The organism is Prevotella lacticifex (assembly GCF_019973375.1).
GTDB lineage: Bacteria > Bacteroidota > Bacteroidia > Bacteroidales > Bacteroidaceae > Prevotella > Prevotella lacticifex.
Map to the genome: position 1 here is coordinate 1444602 of NZ_BPTV01000001.1, position 22621 is coordinate 1467222.

The window sequence follows — 22621 nt, forward strand, 5'->3', positions numbered from 1 at the left end:
ATGGTGCCAAAGTACTATAATGGCACTTTTTAGTGAACGGTTGCGTTCACTGTCATACAAGCAAATAAGATATTTCATCACCGAAAAATGCCGTAACTTTGCCATATGAAGAAGCCAAGCAAAACGAAAAAGCGCCTGAAAGGCGAGGTCTGCAGTTATAAAGACTTCGTAACGCTCTTCCCCTATTGTGAGGAAAGGGTGCAGAAAAACCTTGTAGAAAGGCTTCAAAGCCAGCCACGTCCAGCGAAGCTATGTGGCAGGGAAACACCCGAAAATCTCAACGCTCTTTCGTATGGCACTCTGGATGATTTGAGAACAGCAGCGTCATCAGACGAGCCAATTTCCGCTTGCTGCAAGATTCTTCTCAGTATCGAGCCGCATGAGTTGATGAAGGCTGACGTTAATGATGTCTTTGGCTTCCTTGCCTTTGTCACGAAGGAACTGGAGAAGATTAACAAGCTTTTCACAAGTATCAAGCAGACTTATTCAAAGGAGGAAGAAGCTGCCGGCATACGTGAACTGGATTTCGGCTCGTTCGGAGTCCTCGACTGGTATGCGAGGCGCATGGGGATTCCCAACCAGAATGATGTCCGCGACGTGGCATGGGTGCGTATCTATCAGTGCATGAAGAACGACAATATGCAGTCTGAGTTTGAAAGAAGGCTTCACAAGCAGTACATGAACAACAGTAAGTCGAAGAAAAGATGAGCAACCCGATAACACCACAGTACGGAACAGTAGAGAAAAAGATAAGAGACATCGTCCAGAATATGGAAGGTGTCAATTACCTTTTTATGAACTGGTCGCAGGCAAACGAGAAGATTGACCATATAGACGGTCCAACTATCATCTATGTACTTCCACCGTCGGGAGAGTTGGATTTTCACAACTCAAGCGTGAAGGACTATCCGCAGAGCCAGATAGCCTTTGTTGCTTCTACGGAGTTCGACTTTGAGGGTGAAGAGAATGACAACATCATCGAGCAGATGAAGCGTCTCTGCATCCGGTTCATCAAGGCGGTCAACGACAGTGAGTTGTTCGAGCAGATTGAAGGACGGTTGCCGTATCGTGTTCTCTACGACTACTTTGACCAGAACGTGACTGGCATTGTTATCACACCGCCACTGGTGGAGGAGGAAGGTGTCTTTATCTGCGAAACAGAGTATCGGACAGAGGATGAAGATCCCGAGGAAGAGGTGCCGAGTGAGGAAGAGCCGGGAAGCGAGGAAGAAAATGGTTAGCGCATGGAAACCAGAGTCCGAAACATAGTAATCGCCCACCTCAATGCTATCAAGGATGGCATCGCAGCTCGCATGACTCAGTATGGTCGCAATGCGAGCGGTCACACTGTCCAGTCATTGTTGGTAAGGGCTACGGACATGGGTGGAACTTTGGAAGGCGACAACGCTATCCTCTATCTTGAACACGGTCGCGGTCCGGGAAAGATACCAATGGGCTTCTATGACACCATAAGGAGTTGGGTCATTGCCAAGGGTATCTCTTATCAGCAAATGGCTCCCAAGAACGGAACACCCGAACAGGGGTTGGCGAGACTCAGTGGTGCGATAGCCCACTCAATCATGACAAAGGGAACGAAACTCTACCGAGATAAAGGGTACAATGATATTTATTCTGAACTCATGGAGAAGGAGCTGGAACTGCTTTCAAAAGAAACGGCTGGTATCTTTGAGATGGAAGTGGATAAACTCCAGGATATAGAACTTGACGAAGAACAAAACGATTAACTATGCGCTCAATAGATATTTCATACACGGTAAATGAGACGACAAGGACAGGAGTATTGGAGTACCCTGACCTTTGGTGTTTTACGTTCAATCCGAACTATCTCATCATCAGTATGGATGACGAGACTCTTAACGGACAAATAACGGTGACTATTTCAACCGCGTCCAAGTCATATGATGTCTATGTCAATCTCTACAAGGGAAAGGCGAAGGTATTTATCTCCAAAGTGCTTCAGCTACTCATTGACGACGTTGAGCATCATCGCACAGCCGTTGTTACAGTGAGGCTCACAGATGGAGAGGTGGACATGCTCATGACTCAAATATCGTGCATCGCAGTCTGGGGTGGCATTCAGATGGGAGAACAGTTCGGAAAATATGGAGCGTTCATTTCCAACGGCAAGGATCATAGTCATGTCCGCAACGTGGTATGGTTCCGAAACTTTCCGTTCTATGTTTCCATGTTCCGTGCAGAGCCTGGTGAACTATCTTCATTCGAGTGCGACCATGTGGATCCAGAAGCAGGGGAGCAGAGACTCTATCGCTGCCATATCGACCACGTAGTAGAAGGGGAACTCCCATCCTTTGAATCACAGAGCAAGGATTTTGACGCATCCAATCCTGTTATCGTTCTCAACACCACTCATGGTGTGATTTATGCCGTGGATGGTGAAATAAGCGTAGAATCTGGACGTCGCAGGAGTGCAGCACGAGTAGTAATACCGGGCAACGAAGAAGAGTTCCTGGTAAGACCTGCAACAGTTACGAGTTCAACAGGAGAGTCTTACAATTCATGGCAGGCGCATGGCATCTACGGTTCAAGCTCTGACTACAATGACACGGCAGGCAGCGCCCGTGATGACATCGAGTTTGAGTATGGTGGTGAGATAGTCCGCTGGAACAGGAATACCAAGCAGCTTGAGAAGGCCACAATGGGCAATGCTGGTACAGAGGGTATCTTTGAACTCAACCCTGCAGTGACGTTCCCTGACGCAATACGCTGGGCGAAGTACAATATTTGTCTGGAGAAGGTGACAAGCGGAATCTTCAACATGGCTTTCAACTTCCCGTTTCCAGATACTACCAAGGTGGTGAATGAAACAGTCAATCTTCGCATCAGCGACGACAAGGATGGCTTGTATCTCCGTTGGATTGACCGCTATGGACTCATGCAGTTCTATCTCTTTGTGGAGGGCGAGTCTGCGATAAAGACGAAGGCATCAAGTAATGCGGTACAGGTGGAGCGTTCGTTTAGCGGAGTTAACTTCGGAGGACTGGAGCGTTCCATCGACAGGGCAAACACAGAGACTCGTAAGTGCTGTGCCGTAAATCTCCCGAAAGACGTGCTGGAATATGTGAAAACCATTGTCAGTGCTCCGATGGTGGACTTATACCTCGGCAAGAATAAGGCCGGCACCGAATTATGGCTTCCTGTCGGTATTGTGGACGGAACGTATAAGACAGACCCGAACACTCTTCTCTCGGACTATGAGATAAACATTCAAATGCCAGATAACATCAGCCAAACATTGTAGGATGAACAAGGAAGAATTATATATCATAACAGACCAGAGCAGAGAGCAGCTCGACTTGCTTTCTCCTTCCGGCATCACATTGAAGTGGGTGTCTAACCTCTTCAACGATATTTCAAAGCTGACGTGTTCGTATTCGTACACGTTCAAGCTGCCGATGACAGCCAACAACAGGCGAGTATTGGATTTGGCTGATGATATTCGTCACGAGAACACGATGATGAAGAAGTACTTCCGTGCGGAGTTTCTGGTTAATGGAATAGACTTGTGCCCTAACGCAAGACTCTATATCAGCGAAATGACCGATTCATTCTCTTGTGTCATGACATGGAGGGTGTTGGAGGCTTTTGAAACTCTGAAGAGTGAGGGAAGTAAGCTTCATGAGTTGCCATCGCTTGGCTCAATAGTATGGGGAGGTAACGAGCAGTACGGTGGTGTCGATTCTAATACGTCGAATCTTGACAAGGTGGTTTATCCTGACTACGATGCCGGAGTACCACACATGACAAACACACCGCCGAAGCCCTGTGTGCCAGTCTATAAGATAATCCAGATGATTAACGACACTTACGGTGTCAAGTTTGATATTGGAAAGCTTATAGCGAGCGGCATGGGCATGAAGCCGAGACGTTATCTCAACAATCCGAATTACTACAACAGGAGAGTGTATGATGACTTCGTTTCCAACGGAGTTATTCCGCTTGTCAACAGCCAGACCAATAACGCAAAGTTTTCTGTTCGTGGCATTTTCAGTACCGGGACGCATGACATGCTTTACAAATACCTTATTGCCACGGAGAAATGGAGTATGGCAGAGTATGGCAATGGTTCGTCGAGCAGCCCTTTGTATGCGATATTCTACCAGGTAATAGAAGGCACATATACCTCGTTGTCACCACTCGTGTCAGCACAGCTTATTGCTGCTTATCAAGCACCGACATTGCTTGCGGTGGGTATTCCTGTTCTCAGCGAGTTCAGAGGAAATGACTACATTAAACCGCTCTATGCTTTCCAGCATAATTCGGGATTGTGGTTCTTCAACGCAAAGAAAGGTGGAAAAGCAGAGGTTGATAGAAGAATCGGCATGAATTTTCAACCAGCGCGTTGGGGAACACGAACCTACACAATGGTAGAGCATATCGTTGATTCTCTCGGAACAACACCTCAGTCAAAGTGGGGTGACCAGTATAGTGCACGGTGTATTGAAAATAACACAAGTTGGCATGCCTATAGCAACGATCAAGGTCCAGAGTCCGGAAAGAATGTCGGTGTGATTGGAATCTATACGAGACAGGCATTTTCCATAAAAGGGTCATGTGACCTTCGTATCGCTAAGAGCGCAGTAACTGCAGGACGTGTAAGCATTGGAAGCTACAAATGGATATGTATCGCGGCTGTAAACGTAACGCGCAAGGATAGAGAGGAAGGCGAGATTTCTGAATATGGAAGATTCGATGAGGAATTTGAGATTGAGCCTGTTACTGAGAAGAGTATCAGCTCTGCTGCAGGCTTCCAGTCTATTGACGTGCCGAGGTACGATGCTGCGACAGACTCATACATCTGTCACTTTGAATTTGGCAGTGAGTATGATGTTCGTAAAATAGAGGTGGATGCCAATGATGACGAAGACTTCAAAGGCTATGTTTTCCTGCCATACTTTCCAGAAGACCACACTATAGAGGTAAGTGTTACTGATGAGGACGGGAACACCGACACTGTAGAGAAGCTAAATCTGCATGAAGGAGACTTCGTTATTGATAATCTTGTCATAACAGACATATCCCCTGATGTTGACGTTAGTGTTTTCCCTACCAAAATTAAGATAACAGAAAGCCTTCCTGAGATTTCATGCTTTGACTTCATGAAAGCCGTGTTCTACATGAACGGTGCCATGCCAAGAGTGGAACGTGACGGAGAGACGATAACAGCCATGTACTATAATCAGTTGCGTGACAGGGTGAACGACAACATTGTACTTGACTGGTCGGGCAAGCTGCTGTCTGCTGACATGGATCCTGCAAAGTCTGCGAAGTTCCATAACACCAAGTATTCAAAGAACAACTACTTTGAAATGAGCAAAAGCAACCGAGGCAAGACCGAGGAGGAGATATTGGAGGACTTTGACCAGTATAGCGACGGATATGGCAATATAGAGATAGACGACGACACGCTAAAAGAAGAGGCTTCTGTTTACAAGTCTCCATTTGCTCCAGCCTTTATCCAAAACCTCCGCTATCCTCTTGTCAAGGTGGGAAACACCTGTAAGGTATGGGAGGGCGACAATACACTTGAGAGCCGTGTATCTGCCATTTATGGTTACATGGTATTTCGCACCTACGAGCCTAAATACGAGGACACAAGAGTCCATAGACCGCAGAACTCTGACATTACGTTGATGCACAAGCGCATGAACATCTTTTCTCCGTTTGACAACGAGGAACTGATGCAAGACCTCTTCGGTTATCTCAAAGCGATGCTCAGCGACTATCAGTTGGTGAAAGAAAAGTTCCTGCTCAATGAGTTTGACCTTCGTGACTTTGATGAGTCGATGCCTGTTTACCTCAGTAAGTACAACGCATATTTTGCCGTTTCATCCATTCAAAGAGACAAAGAAGGAGTGTCAACCGTAGAACTAATCAAGCTTCCGAGAGTGGACAGCAGTATTGGTGGTTTAGACGAGTCGTACAGTGTAGAAATGCTCTCAACAGGTTCTGTCACAGTAAGGCACAACTTCAACAGTACTGCCTATAAAGTTTATATAAAGCGTACGGAAAACAGCGCGTGGGAGGAGGTTACGAATGGTACCATAGACTTTGGTGAAGACGGAATCTATGCTATTGCTGGCGAGGGAGACAAATCGTTGTACGTGTATTGTACTGCTAACGGAAGATACCGTTTCACATATTACGATATTGACACAGACGCAGATAAGGATTTCATCAAAGCAGAAGCTTCCGTGTACTTCGATGGAAAGGACTGGAGCGATTGTGTGTCTAAAGACATAAATGGTAACAAGACTGACTATGTGACGATCGACAAAGCTGACATTGTCTGGCACAAGGTAGAAATAGTCATCCCTATCCGCAATCAGTTTGACGAAGTAGTGGAAACTCGCAGGTGGACTTCCCCAATAATCGTAGCCAGTAGGGGCGCAATGGAAGGATATGATGCGGAAGGAAACAGGACCGTAATCACTTGCAGTAGCATTGGCTCACTTCATGTTGACCTTGTACGTGATTATACGTCCAACCAGACAGCCATCTACTCAAGCTTAGGTATGGGCGCTTATGACGGAAACTGCAATATTGGTCTCGAGGCGCCCATCTGGGCTCGTCCTTATGAAGGAGAGCGTCTTAAAGGAGACTCCTACACGTTAAGGGTGGGTGCGTATGATTCTATTCCGTATAAAGTGCTGAAGTATAAGAATGGTATTCTACAATCGAACGTTTCACTTAGCACGAAAGTTCGTGTGTATTGGGATGATGAGAGAGTACCTTCTACAACGACCAAGACGCTCTACAGAAGCGAATTTGGTGGGAGCCATATTATCAAGTACGAGTGTGTCTTAACAGACGAAGATGGAACAGTTTTGCTGAGAGTACACAGAAGGGTAATATGGTTTGTGACAGCGATAAACCAGAGCGTCATTGACTCACCATACGGACAAACACATGACGAAGATGCGACTATCAAAGTTAACGATGTTAATATAATCGGAAACGCTTCAATCTCAGATACGAAAGATTATGCCTACACATTGAATTATCTTCCGTCATATGCAGACATCAAAGCGTCAAGTGTCACCGTTACAGCTATAAACACCAATGAAGCTGCCATTGAGGTAGTGTCTCAAAGTCTTGAAGGCTTTGTAATACGCGCGACAAGGCTTCCTGAAGAAGAGTCAGATGTCACCGTTCAAGTGGAAGTCACACTTGCCGACGGGACAACATTCACAAAGCAGAAACTTATAGCTCTCATGCAACCATATATCTACGTTCCTGGAGATTTGAGTTTCGTTGCAAATAACGGCAGTGGTTCAAAAGTGTTCGGTGCATATGTATATCCCAATCCAACAACACAAGACAAGCTTATTTCTGTCGCCTCGTCAAATCCTTTGATAGCAGTGTCGGTAAACACATCATCAAGACAGTTCACGCTCTCTGCTTCAAGTATAACGCAGAATGAGACCGCTACCATAACGGTTGTTTGTGAACGTGCCGGCATACAATTAAGCAAGACATTCGAGGTTACTGCTGAGTTCCGGAATGTTTGGTCAACTGACATTCTGGACCAGCAGGGGGTTCTCATCGTTGACCGCAACGGCATGTTCTACACTGCAGAAGAGTGGAGGAAGTCTGGCATCGAGAATGCGGATGCTGACGGTATCGCGGTTTCAGACGGGACACATCGTTTCGTTGTAGCAAAGAATGACTGTGGTTCACGCGCATGGGGTAGCTCGTCTTTGGCAGTCACTGGCATAGTGACAACGACTTCTGTAAGTGATGCTCTCACCGATTATAACGGAAAAGCCAACACGGACGCAATTATAAACCAAGACTCCAATGCCGTAGCAGCAAGGTATGCGAGGAAAACCGAGAATTTCCCAAGTGGAAAGGCTGGCTACCTCGGAGCTGCAGGCGAATGGAATATTTATTACCGCTTCAGTTCACGAATCGATACTCTTATGAAAGTCATAGAGGGTAGTGTAATAAATCGATTTACGATGGGGCAGGAAGACCGTTGGACATCAACGCAGCGTACCACAGAAACAGCATGGTATTACCATTTCGGTTCAGACAATACTGTAGAAAGTAATAATAAAACGTATGGTAAACTGGTGCGTCCGTTTGCAGAATTGACAATACTTTCAGCCCCTGTAGTGCGAGGCTCTTTCGTCATACAAGGTCCAGACACTTTCCAAGTGGTGAACGGAAGCGGCTCTGCAAGATACAGTCTTGTTTACTCTCCATCCGGGGTGACGATAAGCGATGTGTCTGTCACATCAAACAACTCGGACGTCAAGGTGCGTCTCATATCTAATTCAGAAATTGAGGTGTATGTGGAGAATGCAATTATCGATGAGGTTGCGACAATCACTGTGAGAGCAAGGCTCAACGGGCTTATGGAAACAGTGACCAGAAATGTCACGGCTATCGGAGAGACCGTTGTTGACTTTACAAAACTTGATGAAGCACATGCTCTTATCATAGACAAGGAATACAACCTCTATGATGAAGAGGAATGGTATGAATCCGGGAAACTTATGACGGATGCTAACGGAATTGCTGTTTCTGACGGAACACATCGTCTGGTTATTGCCCTGCATGACATGTCGTCAAGATGCAGATGGGGTGGCAGAAATGTTACAATCGATGGATTGACAGACGGGTTCGGAGGTCTTGAGAACACGCGGAAGATTATGGCTGCAGTAACGACGTCAGATGGATATTTCACTAATCCGCCGTACAGTGCTGCCGGATATGCAAACGAGTACACGTTCCCCAATGGAGAAAAGGGATTCCTTGGATCAAGAGCAGAGTGGCAGATGGTTAAGAACTATCTGGAAGAAATAGAAGCACTTCTCTCAGCAGTAGGTGGTGACAGCCTTGTGGAGTCAAATTACTGGTTATCATCGGTTAGCGACGAAATACGGGCATATTACATATCGATATACAAAACCCAAGATGGCGTAATTCAAAAGCCTATTTGGGAAAGCTATAGGAGTGACTCGCATTACGTCCGTCCGTTCCATCAGTTCTAACAAAAGCAGATAAGATAATACAACTATGGCAAATCAAGACACAAAAGTAAAGATTGTCGATATACAGGTCAAGTACCAGGATGCGGTGAACGCCATGGCAAAATATCGTACCGCTATCGACGAGGCAAAGAACCAGCTCAAAGCCTTGAAGCAGGACCTCAAAGACGGTAAGATTACCCAAGAGGAGTACAACAAGCAGTCTGAGGCGGCAAAGGTGTTCATGAAGCAGCAGACCGACTCCATCAACACCCTCAATCGCCAGGTGCAGAACCAGATTAGGGTGACAAAGGAGGAGGAAGGCTCTCTCAAACAACTGCGAGCCGCCCTCTCCAATGCCACGGCACAGTATGATGCCATGTCAAGGTCGGAGCGTGAGAGTGCAAAGGGTAAGGAGCTGAAGAATCACATCGTAGAGATTACCACGGAACTCAAGAACGCTGAACAGGAGACGCTTCGTTTCTATCGCAATGTCGGCAACTACCCAACCTCAGTAACGGCAGCAATCACAGGTATTCGTGACCGTTTTGCTGAGATAGGTCGTACGATAACGAGTATGATTACAGGTGGAGGGCTTCTTATGTTCGGGCAGAAGATACTCCAGGTGGGTAGAGACTTCAATGACGGAATGGCGCGTGTCCGTGCCGTAACCCAAGGCTCTGCAGAGGATATGGCAATGATGACAGAGGAGGCAAAGAGGCTCGGTGCCACGACTGCCTATACTGCATCAGAGGCGGCAGGTGCGTTGGAAAACCTGACACGTAACGGTCTCAATGCGGCACAGGCGACCAATGCTTTGGCTCCGACACTCCAGTTCGCCCAAGCTAACACCATAGGTTTGGCAGAGGCGGCAGACATTATGACCAATGTCTCAAATGGCTTTAACCTCGGTGTTGCAGGTATGGCACAGGTCAGTGACTCTCTTTCATGGACAGCCTCCCACTCCGCTACCAACGTTACTCAGTTGGCAGAAGCACTGAAAAACGCAGCTCCATTTGGTGCGGCACTCGGTCAGCCTATCGAAGAAGTCAACGCTTCTCTCGGTGTGCTTGCAGATGTAGGTATCAAGGGAGCGGATGCTGGTAGCGCCCTCCGTATGGTGATGCTCGGTCTCGCCACTTCCACAGCAAAGCAGCAGGCGGTATTCGAGAAGTATGGTCTCGAGATCAACCAGCAGACGATGAAGGCAGACGGTCTTACCAAGACGCTGGAGAAGTTGCGTGACTCTGGTATCATGCAGTCCGCTAACTCTGCGAATGAGCTTGCAGACATCTTCGGTCGTCGAGTATCTCCGCAGGCGATGGCTTTGCTGAACAATGTTGATGCACTCCAGACCAAGCTTGCCGGACTCGGTGAGGCACAGGGAACGACAGGGGATATGTTCGAGGTGTCTATGAGTACCGTATCACAGAGCGTGAAGGGGTTGGAGTCCGCGTGGGAAGCATTCTTGCTCTCTATTTATGACAGCAACTCGGATGCACTCGTCGGACCGCTTGAAGCACTCCGCAGCCTTGTCAACTGGCTCCGTGAACACCTCTCGGAGGTAGGTACCTTAATTATGAGTGTCATTGGTGGAATATCTTTCGCGAAGCTCATCAGTGGAGCAATGTCCGCTTTTACACAGATCAAGGACTCTGCCGTAACCAACGCGCAAGCAGCTACTCAACAAGTGCAAGTCAGCCTGAATAACGAGATTGCTCTTCGGAAGCAGATAGCATCGTTGACGACACAGTTGGAGTCTGCATCGGCAGCAGAGCGTGAGCGGATAGAAGTACAGCTTGTAGCCAAGAAGCGTGAACTTGCCAACCAGGAGAAGCTGACACATAAGGCAAAGACACAGGAGATTACCCTTTGGGAACGTGCAGCAGCACTGGAGACTGGCAATGGTTGGACTCAAGCATTCGCAGTGGCAAAGATGGGTGTAACAGGCTTCGTCGCAACCGCCAAAACAGCATTCAAGGGCTTTATCGTAACGGCTATTCTCTCACTTGCCTTTGAGTTGCTGATGAAGCTCTTCTCGAAGATGAAGGAAGGAAAGGGAATCTTCGGCACTTTCGCCTCATGGTGCTCATCAGCATGGAACGCAATCGTGAAGGGTGTTGTCAATGCCATCAACTACTTCATTGATTTGTACAATGAGAGCCTTGTGGTAAGAGGGGCGGTACAGATGATTGCTCTCCAGTTCAAGAATCTCTGGGAGGGTGTGAAGCTTATCTTCAACCTTATCATTGACGGTGTAAAATCAGTAGGACGTGCTCTTTCCGGCATGGGTGATATTATCAAGGGTATTGTCACTTTGTCATGGGACGACATAAAGGCTGGTTTTGGAAAGATAACCAGTAACTTTGGTGCAACTATCAAAGAGGCTTACGGAGACTTGAAGAACTTTGGTTCTGCCGTAGGTCAGAATATCGTAGATGGCATAAACAACACCATCAGCGGTGCCAAGATAGCTCATATTACCATACCAAAGCCGGAAACTACTCCAAAGATGGCAAATGCTCCTGCAGATACGGGAGGAGGTGGTACGACTCCAACGATTGAGGATTTACAAGCGCAAGAGGACGGAGGAGGCACTTCTGGAGGTTCTGGTGGTAAAGGTTCCCATGGAGGTGGCAACAGTGCTGTAAGCCGTGCAGACCGTCAGCGTGCCAAAGCTGCAGAAGAGGAGGCGAAACTGGTTGCAGAGGCAGAGAAAGCCATGCTTGATCTCCTTGGCGAATCCATCGAGAAGAGAAGGGCTATGCTTGATGCACAGTATAGTGGAGAAATAAACAAGCTAAAGGCGAAGTTGGAGACCGACAAGACGCTCACAGAGGGTTCTAAGGATGCTATCCGTCAACTCATCACCGCTAAGGAAATGAAGCTCCAGGATGAGCTTTCCAAGTTGGAGGATGAGAACTTGAAGAAACGAATAGAGGAGCAGCAAAAGCTCCTTGACTCGCGTCTTGCTCTCGTCCGTAAGGGAAGTGAAGAGGAATTAAATATCAAACTTCAGCAGGCAGATGAGAAACTGAAGATTGACCTCATTTCTCTCAAACAGGAAGAAGAGGCAGCGCAGAGAGGAGCAGCTACAGCGCTCATGTTCCGACAGGCAGCATTGGATGAACTGATGGCATCTGGCACAGCAACAGAAGAGCAGTTGACAAAGGCTCGTGAGGCTGTGGAGTATGCTCAGTCGGAGATAACACGTATCAACGAGGACTATGCTGAGCGTCGCCTTAATATGCAGGAGCAACACTTCATGAAAGAGGATGAACTCCGCAGGGCGCACGATCAAGCCGTTCTCGATGAGCAGATGTTACAACTGCAGAATGAGATTGCTCAGTTGGAGATTGCCAACACAGAGAAGATGAATAAGATTGTGGAGGGTTCTGACTATGAGCAGACCTACCAACAATCCATCAACGAACTCGGACTTGATGTAGTCACGGAGTTTGAAATGCAGAAGCTGCAAATCCAGCAGGAAATGGCGGAGCAAAGACTCGCTTTCATCATGGAGCAAGGGCAGCTTGAAACCGAGACGGAGGCACAGTACAACGCTCGTATTATTGCTGGAAAGAAGGCAGTTGCAGATGCAAAGGCTAACTTTAACCAAGCATCGCTCAAGAACGAACAGGCTTACGCAAAGTCTATGGGGGGTGTTACCAAGTCTCTCTCTGGTTTGCTCGATGTCCTTGGAGAGGACAACAAGGAGTTTGCCATAATGAGCAAGATGATAACGCTCTTCCAGATTACTGTTGACACAGGTAAGGCTTTGTCTGCTGGTATCGCATCAGCATCAGCCCTTCCGTTCCCTGCAAATATGGCTGCTATTGCAACGACAGTTGCGACAGTCCTTGCCAATATTGCCACAGCTATCAGTACGGTGAAGTCGGCAAACTTTGCAGAAGGTGGTAAGGTGCACGGTCCCGGAACAGGAACAAGCGACTCCGTTCCTGCCAACCTATCCAATGGGGAATTTGTGATGACCGCCAAAGCTACCGACATGTTTGAACCGTTGCTCCGTGTAATGAACGCAATCGGTGCTGGTGTTCCCATCAACACGACTGGTGCGTATGAGCGTGTAGAGAACGCAGAATCCCTGACAGACTCATTCACCCAGGCGGCACAAGAAATTAAACCTGTAGTGTCTGTGGTAGAGATAACAGAGACGCAGGAGCGCATATCAATGATAGAAAACCTCGATACACTTTAAATTATATGACAAGATACGAAATCCTAAAAATGAATGAGCAGCTCTTCCAGTTGCTCCGTGACAACAACATCGACACGAAGGATATCCAGTACATCCCTATGGTCGAGGAGTTCCGTAAGATGAAGTCGAAGAAACACAAGGTGGCTTACATCGTTTACTATCTCAGTGGCAAGTACAACATTACCGAGCGTGGCGTATATAAAATTGTCAGACGCTTCGGAGAAAGGATAAAGGTATGAAGTATTACAACAAGATAACAGAGAGTGTCCTCTATCATGCGGAGAACGAGGACATTCTCTGCAACCTCCCTGCTTACAGTTTCTCCGTGATGATTACCGACCCTCCTTATAACTTCACCAAGTCCAACTGCAGGAAGATGTATAAGGAAGGATCCAAAAGGCTTGTAGCAAAGTCCGGCCTCTATGACTATGACTCAGACCTCTGCCGTATTGCAGTACAGTTTGGCGAGAAGGAAATCAATGCCTTCATGGACCAGATACCTCGCCTGATGAAGAAGATGAACGCTTTTATCTTCTGTGCCGAAGCGCAGTTGACTGCGTATATTGCATGGGCAGAGCGTCATGGCTACAAGTTCGCCATTCTTCTCTGGGAGAAGCCGTTGAACATCATCAGCAAGAGCCGTTTCTCGCAGAACGTGGAGTTCATCATCCGCATATATGACAACGGTACGGCTCTCAATAAGCTGGAGGAGAATGAACTCTATAACCGTGTCTTTCATAGCCGTGTGGTAACGAAGAAGAAGCATCCTACGCAGAAGCCGACGGAAATCTTCGAGCGTCTTATCAGACTCACGACAAAGAAGGGTGATGCAGTACTCGATCCGTTTCTCGGCTCCGGAACAACGGCAGTAGCAGCCAAGAGACTCGGTCGCGTGTATGTCGGTATCGAGCGTGACGACAACTTCTTTGCTACGGCACAGGAACGAGTGGACTCTATTCCAGAAGGAGAAACACACTCTCCAGAAGATTAGTCACAGCAAGCGCCGGCCAATCTGCATGTGTGGCGCATCCCACCTAATGGTCGAGGGTGCGCCTTTCTTGTCGCAACTAACGAAAATAAATTGCATATTTGATAAAAATAATTGCTCAAAAGTTTGCATATTTGATAAATTTGTCGTATCTTTGCAGTAGCAAATAAGATAAATAAGTTATCACTTAAAACTCCGAACAATGAAAAAGCAATTCACAAAAGCAACGGAGCTCAAGCAGGAAATGCTCGTACAGGCTCTCAATGTAATGACGGGATTCCAGAAGGACATCGTTCTCGATTTAGAGCGAGTGGACAAACTGGATAATGACTGCGACGACTGGTTCTACTGGGGTGTACGCAAGATGGGCACTCATACGAGAGAGACATCGGCAGAGTTTGACGAGCTGGTTTCAGCCTGGAAAGAGGAAAGCTTTGAAATCAAGGCTCTCATCGGTCACAGTGTCAAGGGGGGCTACTATGAAATCCTTTACATAAAGTGTCCAGAGTCACTTTCTGAGGACCAGAACGGAGAGAAATGAACATCGAAGTCCAACCTTAAAAGCGGAAGAATATGGAAGTCAGCATAAAGACATGGATTGAGAATTTCGACAAGGGCGAATATAATAGCCCTGCACGTCATATACAGTGTTTGGCAGGTTGGTACGACTGGTTCTGCCGTGACTCTTCTTTGGCAGGCAAGACCCAGAAGCTCGGTACCAAACTCAAGCAGATAGCAAAGAGCAAGAAGATAGACATCGAGAAACAGTATGTCTGGTTCAAGAATAACTGTCCTCTCGCAGGTCCGTTATTCGACGACTTTCGCATAGCGGATTTGGAAAGCGGTAATACGGTCTATACTATTATTCCTCGCTCCGGTTTCACTGGAAAAGCAGAGGTTTATGGACGAGAGAATGACTTCCAAAAACCTATTGTGAGTGGTACCTGGAGAGACGTTGTGAAGTTCTTTAATGAAGCGTAAATACCAAGAAAGAGATATGAAACAGCAAATAATAATTGACCGCCATGTGTCAGACATAATGAAGTTGCCTTGCATCTTCTCTTGTCATAAGGGCGAGAATGATGAGTATGTGTATCTTCTGTACCCTACAATGGAAGTAATGGATTACACAGAGCTGCATGAGGGCGACACTCTCATTATCGAAGAGGATGGGTCTTGGTCTGTAAAAAGAAAGGAACAACAATGAAAAAGTATTTGCCAATTAAGATTTTCAGCATTAACTTCGCCTATGGCTGGTGGTGGGGTGGCTACTTCTTTTTCTTCACTCCATTTGCCATTATTCCCATGTGGCTTCATCGTCAAGACTGCACCTATGAGAACGGAAAGGCTATTGATGTTGGCGATACGGTGAGCTGGTCCCAAGAGCGTCAGAGAGAAAAGGCTGAGGACGAAGAAAGGAGGGTGCGGTCATGAAAGCAAGCGACACTGTCATTTTCACCAACAGTGAGAAAGTAGGCAATTCGCCATACAGGTACGGGAGCGTCCACTATGGAGGCAAGCAGGTGGGGACATTCGAGTTTCCCAATATGAGGGGTAAGTACAGCATTGGTATCTACCCACACTTCTTTATGACTCGCGACACCGAAGAGCAGGCACGCGAGGACATTGCTCGCTGGCTGAATGAGAACAAAGTGACCTGTGATTGCTACTTAGGCACATCGGGGATTCCAATTTAACGAAACAGGAGGAATGACAATGGCTACAAGAAACAATCAGACAATGGAGTTCATTTGTAACTGCCTTGTGTTTAATGATGACTACATCGATAAGCTCTTCACGGAGTTTGACATCGACATGGATCAGAGCGAAGTGTATGATGCACTTGACGTTTGCCATGACAAGCAGGACTATCAGATGTTCGGCAATCTTATTATCGGAAAAGTCTTTGAGCATATTCAAGAAAGATATGTGGAGCAAGGGCTTGACGGTGACAAGTTTGACTGGAGTATCGATAACTGGTGTTCTGTGCTACGTTACGATGGCAAGGAGGTAAAGTATAAGCAGCAACTTGAAGGTATCATCCGCGAGAAGCGTGAAGCTGAGGAATGGGAGAAGTTACGTAAGGCTCCCCGTGAGTTCCGTCTGTCAGCAGGAGACAAGCGCCAGTTGTTAGAATGGGGCTATCCCAGCAATGAACTTGAGCAGATAGAGATTGAAGCCAACGTCTGCACTTACGAGTTATACAGCCGCAAGGGTGACAAGCAGGGCAATATTGACCGAGACGAAGCCATCCGCATACTGGGTCGTAAGGAATGGCTCTCCGGCATCAGCCGCACAGCATTCCACTGGAGCGCAGGCAGGGAGAACAAGTCTGGCACTAAGCATGTCAGCTTCGAGAGCGGTCTGCCGGGAAGGTATAATCATTAAATAACGAAACGATAAATCATGGAAAAAGAAAGGTTTAACGAATTACTCAAAGAGTTATTCAAGGCAGTAAAAGAGAAGACCTTGTTAATCATCATCGACTCCGCATCAAAGTATGATAAAGCTGTGTTCTCGCTTGTTTCTTTCAAAGAAAAGAACAGCCCTGGACCTGGCTACACTTCATATGCTCCTTTGCTCAAGGAAATAGGGCTGAAAAACTATCGTGGAGAGTCTGAACTATTCGTGACTCATTGTGCCGGACGTTTCTCGCTCTATATTCTTGACAACATCGGAATACTCCTGATGGTAAAAGGTGTGAAGCTGCCAAAAAGATGGCATGACCAAATCCAGTCACAGAATTGTATTTAACCAAAAGACTCTGCAATCATGAACAAATTAGAAGAACTTGCGAAAAGAGTTGACGAAATAGCACGGCAGCTTGGATTTGAGGTGGAGAGAACGGTGGAGACTATCGCGTTCTACCATTACAAAGAAAATGGTGAGTACAAGCCAAATGCGAAGGGTGAGACTCTCATTGTCGATGTGGGCTACTGCTCCAACTTCGGAAAAGGAACATACGATCTTCCCTGGTGTTGGTATAAGAGCGGAAAGACTGAGGAGTTTATGCCAGAGTATTGGGGTCTCAACACGTATGTTACCGATAAGGACGGACAGTGTTGGGGAGGTTACAATCCCACAGTAAAGCTCAGTAAGGACCGGAAAAGGCAGGTAATAGACTTCGATTGGCATTTCTCTGCCACTGAAGAGAACTTCAAGAGACTTCTTGAAGAGGTTCTCAGAAGGTTTAACACATCGGACAGTGAAAGGGAACGGCAAGATTTTGTTAAAAAGCACAAGACTTTTGTGTCCCTCCGCTCACAGAGCATATGGAATGGCGAGCAGTTGAAGCAGCATTTCACTCAGTCCGAGTTGATAAACCATCTTCTTCTTTCAGAGGAAATGTACTATCTTTGGAGGGAGAATGATGTGGTGAAGATATTGGACTACGTGCAGGATGCCTATCCCGAAACCACTGCGGAAGATATACGTCGAGTATATGAAGCCAACAAGGACTTCATTTGCAGCATCTACGGATAATCATGGGACTTATAAATATATTCAAATTATGAAGAAACAAATCAATATTGCAGTTGACATCGAGACACTCTCAAAGCGTTCAACTGCAGCAATCATCGGTATTGCAGCAAGGGCATTCGACCCCAATGGTGGTTGTGTCGAAGGAGAGGAGAAAGGCTTTCATGTAGCCATAGACGCAACGTCATGCGCCATGTTCGGCATGGACTTCGATCCTGGCACCGTGGAATGGTGGAGCAAGAAGCCAGAAGAAGTCAAGAAGCAGTTTGACAACACAGAGAAAATCAAGAGTGCACTCTCGCAACTTTCCATCTTCATCGAGGATATAAAGCTTGCGAACGATGCCGACGAGGTTATCATTTGGTGCCAGGGGACGGACTTTGACATTCCAATACTCCGTAACGCTTTCGTCTGTGTCAATAACGACAGGGAAGAAAAGACGCTGCCGTGGAAGTACAGCAATGTGCGAGACTCCAGAACATTCATCCTCGATACCATCACGCGCTTTATCGCTCCTGGTACAGAAGACCCCTATTCGCTGATACCAAAACGTGAGGGCTGGAAGACGCACGATGCCCTTTCTGACGTGGATCAACTCATTCACAACGTGGAGTGGGTGTCACGCAGATTGAACGATTTGCTTGTACAGAAAGGAGTGAAAGGAGGTGAAAGATGAAGCCAGAGGACACGGAAAAGAAGTGGAAGGGCAAGGCTATCTATGAGCCGTCTGGAGCAGCCTACGAATATTGCCACTGGGCATGCAACCTGTTCAACGGATGCACAAACAGGTGCGATTATTGTTACAACCGCCACAGTATGACAGCTGGAATCCTCGGTGCAGAAGAGGTGTCTATTAAGAAGGCCCTGAAGGATGAGAAAACAGCTTTCTCTATATTTTGCAAGGAACTGAAGCTTATAAAGCCGATGATGAAACCAACAGAGTCCTTGTTCTTCTCATTTGTCAGTGACCCTATGCTTCCACAGAACAAGGCACTCACCATGAGGTGTGTTATGGAAGCCCTGCGGAACAGAGTGAACGTACAGATTCTCACAAAGTGTTCTGACTGGGTGTATGATGAAGCAACGATTCGCCCACTCATTCCTTACGCAAGGCATATCGCCATCGGCTTTACCATAACCGGTATGGACTCAATGGAGAGTTTCTGTATAAACAACACGGCAGAGCGCATCAAGGCAATGGGAAAGTTGAAGGAATACGGTTTCCCTACATTTGCCAGCGTGGAGCCTGTCATCGGCATAGACAAGGCTATCTTAGCCGCTCGCAAGGCTTACCCTGTCTGTGACATGTTCAAGGTTGGACTGGTCAGCAAAATGGGTGTCAAGTTCACCAAGGAGCAGGTCATGGATCTCGTATATCGCATGCACATCTTCGTCCGTGACGGGACTGCTGTGTACTGGAAACAGAGCGTCCGTGAGATAGTCGGTAACGAGTATTGTGACTCCTGGAGTAACTCCGTGCCATCTGACTGGAGTCTTGTGCAACCGTGGGAGGAAGGAGGTCGTCATGAGTAGTTGTAAGAAACGTCTTATCGGAGAGTATCTCATAGCGATTGCGATAGCCTGCTGTGTCGTATGGCTTATCCTGATGCTGGTGTGTGACAAGACAATGGAGTGCCCGGAGTGTCATAGTCGATGCCGTGAGGTGCATCCACAGAACGCATGGGTGCTATGCCCTAAATGCCTTTACAAATTTCAAGAACCAAAAGAAAAGACCCATGAAGATTAAGAAGCTTTATTTCAACGATGAGTACAAACAGACTCACAATGTTATAGACGGTCGTAAGACCCAGTTACGGAAACCCCTCAGCAACGTTGCTGTCAAAGCACTTGACGTGTTGAAGCGCAAGTTAAGCTTAGACACAGACAGCGGTGAAATACTGGTACCGGACTTCTTTATAGAGAAGCACTCTCCGTTCCAAGTCGGTGAGGTGTATGCCGTGGCGCAGCCTTTGGAAGTAATCTGGAGGCATGAGAGCGCCATTGACGATAAGATATGTGACCGAAAGGAAACGCAGTTGCTCATCCAGTCGGCAAATGAATTGCAGAAGAGCAAAGGGTGGGCGAATAAGGTCTTTGCTCCTGCAGAGCTCATGCGATACAGGGTAGAGATTACAAACGTGCGCGTCAAGTACCTCAGCCATGTGACGGAGGAGGACGCGAAGGCAGAAGGTTGTCTCCCACTCGCAGAGGTGTTCAAGGGAGCGGAGTGTACAGGTTGGTGGCATGACGGCTTCAGCCTTAACACCTGTCAGACGCACGCAGAGACGTTTGAGGCTTTGTATCGTGCCATTCACGGAAACAAGGAATGGGAAGCAGACCCGCTTTGCTGGGTTGTTGACTTCAAGCTGGTAGGTTAATTCTCGCGCATGAGGAGTGGTTGTTCGGCAGTCACTCCTTTTTTATGTAACCTCTTGTCTATCAGCCGAAAAAAGTTGCATATTTGATAAAAATAATTGCCCAAAAGTTTGCATATTTGATAAAATTGTCGTACCTTTGTGGTAGCAAATAAGATAAATAAGTTATCACTTAAAACTCCAAACATTATGGCAACTACAACATCAAAGAACAACGTGAGAATTAACAAGAGTATGGTAATGAAAGCCGCTTGGCAGGTTCTCAAGAGCAAGCAGGCAAAGGACTTGGCAGAAGCTCTCGCAAAGGCATGGAAGGCTTACAAGCTGAAAGCAAAGATGGCTCTCGGTGTCGTGAAGTTCGTTTTCAAAAAGACCAACGGAGAGATTCGCCAAGCAGTCGGCACGCTTGCCAACAACATGTACCAGTACGATTTCAAGGGAACTGGCTATGCAAGTCCTGCAAGCTGCATCCGTTACTTCGATCTGGAGCGTAAGGCATTCCGTTCTTTCACAGTAGCATCGCTCCTTTGAGTATTGACAACTAACCTTGATAGGTTATAACTCAAACCAATATAACTATGGCAAAATTAAATTCGGAACAGGCGACCACTTTCGCCAAAGATTTGAAGAGCTACATCGGTGACACCACTGAGGAATGCTCATGTGAAGTTAACGTCGTGGACGGTGGAAACGGAGCCTCGGGCATCGAGGTAGTTCCTGGGGCAATGAACACAAGCGGTTCTATCTACCACATGGAGGAGGTAGTGGACTTCTGCAGAGGTCGTCACCTTAACTTCTGGGTAGGAGCCCGTGAGTCGGGAGGTTACCCACACGCATTCGTTCATATTTACTAACAAATGCTCGCTCGCTCAATAGCTGCCATGATTTAACTAAAACTGCGAGCCGGCATCGGGGGAGGCTTCGCAAGTGGTCTCCCCCTCTTTCTAAAAGCAAATAAGATATGATACTTTCCAAAGAAACCATCGAGCAAATCAATGACACGATTGAGAACTACGACCTCGACGATGAGTACTCCACTGGTCATGAGATAGAGATTGAAGTGGGAAGCATATTGCTTTTCATCACATTCACGCTATGGGCTACGTTGCATGAGGAGCGAATGGTTCATACAGAAGTGCCACCGCCAAACATAGAGTATTTCTCATACTACGAGTTTGACGATGCTGAGATAACGGAGATTGTCGCCTACGATGAGGATGGCGATGAGGTAGAAATAGAGAACAAGAAAGCACTGAAATACTAAAATGTAATAATCATGGAAATTCTAACAAGTTTCAACTGCAACAGAGCAGTCAAGGTACGAGAGACAGTCGTGCCGGAAGTCATTTACAAGTTCGAGCCAAGAGGCTACAAAGAGCGTGGTGCCGGCTTGTATGACAATGTTTACCACGTCCTCACCAACGAGTCCACAGGAGAGGTCGTGAAGATCAATGTGGATGCAACCGCCATCATGAAACAGTATGAGGTCGTAGAGTTCAACGGCAAGCGTCACCTCGCAGACCTCTATAAAGCCGCAATCAATGCCCACCAGTGGTCCTCACACGACCCGGAACGTGCCGCCAGAGTGGAGATTCACGGCTATGAGGATGAGCTCAACTCTGACATGGAGAAGATACCAGCCGAATACCAGGATGAGTATTGTACCAAGTTCCAGCAATGGGTGGCAGACATCTTGTCAAAGGAAAGCCGGATTGCAAGCTCTTTCGTAACAGGTCCTGCGAACTTCAACGTCAGAAGGAACGAGAAGGCAAACAACTCCTATCATAAAGCCTGCAGCGACTTCGCAGAATGGCGAGAAAAGCGCATCAAGGCTATTGAGCGTGCCATCGAGAGGGAGAAGCCGGAGGAACAGCGTATCGAAGAGCGCTGGGCGACAGTGTGTGCCGGGTTAGACGAGACAGCGAAGAACATCAAGGAAATCGATGAGAATAACGCGCCCTATCACCGTGCCTTGTTTGTCAATTCTCTTTACGGCAAAGCAGAGACTCTTGCCAAGAATGGCGATAAGGCACTGCTCGATCGGTATGTTGAGCGCATCAAAGAATGGAACGAGAAGCTGAAGAAGCCGCTCTTCACATCACGTCACAAGTTCTGGCAGTTACAGGAACTCTGCGAAAAGAAGATTGCAAGGACGGAGGCACTTGCCGGACGCGAGAATGTGGAGATAAAGAAAGATGGCTACACCATCGTCAAGAACTTCGCTGCTGACCGCCTGCAAATCATCTTTGATGGCAAGCCAGACAGGGAGACTATCAGCAAGCTCAAAAGCAACGGCTTCCGATGGTCGCCCTCCAATATGGCATGGCAGCGACAGCTTACCATCAACTCCTACTACTCAGCATCGAGGGTGGTAGATGTGTCATACGAAGAACTCAGAGCCGCCAAGTAAGTCCAGGCGAGCATTCAATGTCACAGAAAGGGTTGTCTTTCCACGAGGATTGGCAACCCTTAACTCTTTGTCTATCAACGAAAAAAAGTTGCATATTTGATAAAAATAATTGCCCAAAAGTTTGCATATTTGATA

General features: G+C 47.1%; 22 protein-coding genes. All 22 read left to right on the forward strand.

All coding sequences use genetic code 11. The annotated features are described in order from the left end of the window. Window positions 1–105 precede the first annotated feature (105 nt). The 22 genes from LDN30_RS05560 (at window position 106) to LDN30_RS05665 (ending at window position 22486) form a co-directional block, all read left to right on the forward strand. Window positions 106–708: a hypothetical protein gene (locus LDN30_RS05560; protein WP_223928921.1), complete on the forward strand. Its 603-nt coding sequence runs from the start codon at window positions 106–108 to the stop codon at window positions 706–708. Further along, window positions 705–1241 (forward strand): hypothetical protein, encoded by a 537-nt coding sequence (locus tag LDN30_RS05565; RefSeq protein WP_223928922.1) that lies wholly within the window; start codon window positions 705–707, stop codon window positions 1239–1241. The genes LDN30_RS05560 and LDN30_RS05565 overlap by 4 nt, the downstream gene beginning before the upstream one ends. Window positions 1242–1244: 3 nt before the next feature. After that, window positions 1245–1745 (forward strand): hypothetical protein, encoded by a 501-nt coding sequence (locus LDN30_RS05570; RefSeq protein ID WP_223928923.1) that lies wholly within the window; start codon window positions 1245–1247, stop codon window positions 1743–1745. Window positions 1746–1747: 2 nt separating this feature from the next. Next, complete coding sequence (locus tag LDN30_RS05575; RefSeq protein ID WP_223928924.1) at window positions 1748–3280, forward strand: hypothetical protein; 1533 nt, start codon at window positions 1748–1750, stop codon at window positions 3278–3280. A gap of 1 nt (window position 3281) precedes the next feature. Continuing rightward, complete coding sequence (locus tag LDN30_RS05580; RefSeq protein ID WP_223928925.1) at window positions 3282–9038, forward strand: hypothetical protein; 5757 nt, start codon at window positions 3282–3284, stop codon at window positions 9036–9038. Between the two features lie 25 nt (window positions 9039–9063). Beyond that, a complete protein-coding gene (locus LDN30_RS05585; protein WP_223928926.1) occupies window positions 9064–13233 on the forward strand; it encodes a phage tail tape measure protein in 4170 nt (1389 codons plus the stop codon). Between the two features lie 5 nt (window positions 13234–13238). Next, on the forward strand, window positions 13239–13472 hold the full coding sequence (locus LDN30_RS05590; protein WP_223928927.1) for a hypothetical protein: 234 nt from the start codon (window positions 13239–13241) through the stop codon (window positions 13470–13472). Beyond that, window positions 13469–14224 (forward strand): DNA-methyltransferase, encoded by a 756-nt coding sequence (locus tag LDN30_RS05595; RefSeq protein WP_223928928.1) that lies wholly within the window; start codon window positions 13469–13471, stop codon window positions 14222–14224. Before LDN30_RS05590 ends, LDN30_RS05595 begins: the two co-directional genes overlap by 4 nt. A gap of 199 nt (window positions 14225–14423) precedes the next feature. Next, entirely contained in the window at window positions 14424–14762 is a 339-nt protein-coding gene (locus LDN30_RS05600; RefSeq protein WP_223928929.1) for a hypothetical protein, read from the forward strand. A 32-nt stretch (window positions 14763–14794) separates the two neighbouring features. Further along, on the forward strand, window positions 14795–15202 hold the full coding sequence (locus LDN30_RS05605; RefSeq protein ID WP_223928930.1) for a hypothetical protein: 408 nt from the start codon (window positions 14795–14797) through the stop codon (window positions 15200–15202). Window positions 15203–15424: 222 nt separating this feature from the next. Beyond that, a complete protein-coding gene (locus tag LDN30_RS05610; RefSeq protein WP_223928931.1) occupies window positions 15425–15655 on the forward strand; it encodes a hypothetical protein in 231 nt (76 codons plus the stop codon). Next, complete coding sequence (locus LDN30_RS05615; RefSeq protein WP_223928932.1) at window positions 15652–15918, forward strand: hypothetical protein; 267 nt, start codon at window positions 15652–15654, stop codon at window positions 15916–15918. The genes LDN30_RS05610 and LDN30_RS05615 overlap by 4 nt, the downstream gene beginning before the upstream one ends. Window positions 15919–15937: 19 nt before the next feature. Next, the gene (locus LDN30_RS05620; protein ID WP_223928933.1) at window positions 15938–16609 is read left to right on the forward strand and encodes a hypothetical protein; all 672 of its coding nucleotides are present in this window, start codon (window positions 15938–15940) and stop codon (window positions 16607–16609) included. 18 nt (window positions 16610–16627) lie between these two features. Further along, complete coding sequence (locus tag LDN30_RS05625; RefSeq protein ID WP_223928934.1) at window positions 16628–16975, forward strand: hypothetical protein; 348 nt, start codon at window positions 16628–16630, stop codon at window positions 16973–16975. Between the two features lie 18 nt (window positions 16976–16993). Next, window positions 16994–17704 (forward strand): hypothetical protein, encoded by a 711-nt coding sequence (locus LDN30_RS05630; RefSeq protein WP_223928935.1) that lies wholly within the window; start codon window positions 16994–16996, stop codon window positions 17702–17704. 28 nt (window positions 17705–17732) lie between these two features. Then, the gene (locus tag LDN30_RS05635) at window positions 17733–18377 is read left to right on the forward strand and encodes a 3'-5' exonuclease (RefSeq protein WP_223928936.1); all 645 of its coding nucleotides are present in this window, start codon (window positions 17733–17735) and stop codon (window positions 18375–18377) included. Then, the gene (locus LDN30_RS05640) at window positions 18374–19234 is read left to right on the forward strand and encodes a radical SAM protein (RefSeq protein WP_223928937.1); all 861 of its coding nucleotides are present in this window, start codon (window positions 18374–18376) and stop codon (window positions 19232–19234) included. Before LDN30_RS05635 ends, LDN30_RS05640 begins: the two co-directional genes overlap by 4 nt. A 203-nt stretch (window positions 19235–19437) precedes the next feature. Continuing rightward, on the forward strand, window positions 19438–20079 hold the full coding sequence (locus tag LDN30_RS05645; RefSeq protein ID WP_223928938.1) for a hypothetical protein: 642 nt from the start codon (window positions 19438–19440) through the stop codon (window positions 20077–20079). 186 nt (window positions 20080–20265) lie between these two features. Then, a complete protein-coding gene (locus LDN30_RS05650; protein ID WP_223928939.1) occupies window positions 20266–20607 on the forward strand; it encodes an SH3 beta-barrel fold-containing protein in 342 nt (113 codons plus the stop codon). A gap of 47 nt (window positions 20608–20654) precedes the next feature. Next, window positions 20655–20930: a hypothetical protein gene (locus tag LDN30_RS05655; RefSeq protein ID WP_223928940.1), complete on the forward strand. Its 276-nt coding sequence runs from the start codon at window positions 20655–20657 to the stop codon at window positions 20928–20930. Window positions 20931–21037: 107 nt separating this feature from the next. Then, on the forward strand, window positions 21038–21340 hold the full coding sequence (locus tag LDN30_RS05660; RefSeq protein ID WP_223928941.1) for a hypothetical protein: 303 nt from the start codon (window positions 21038–21040) through the stop codon (window positions 21338–21340). 12 nt (window positions 21341–21352) lie between these two features. Then, the gene (locus LDN30_RS05665) at window positions 21353–22486 is read left to right on the forward strand and encodes a hypothetical protein (RefSeq protein ID WP_223928942.1); all 1134 of its coding nucleotides are present in this window, start codon (window positions 21353–21355) and stop codon (window positions 22484–22486) included. The last annotated feature ends 135 nt before the right edge of the window (window positions 22487–22621 follow it).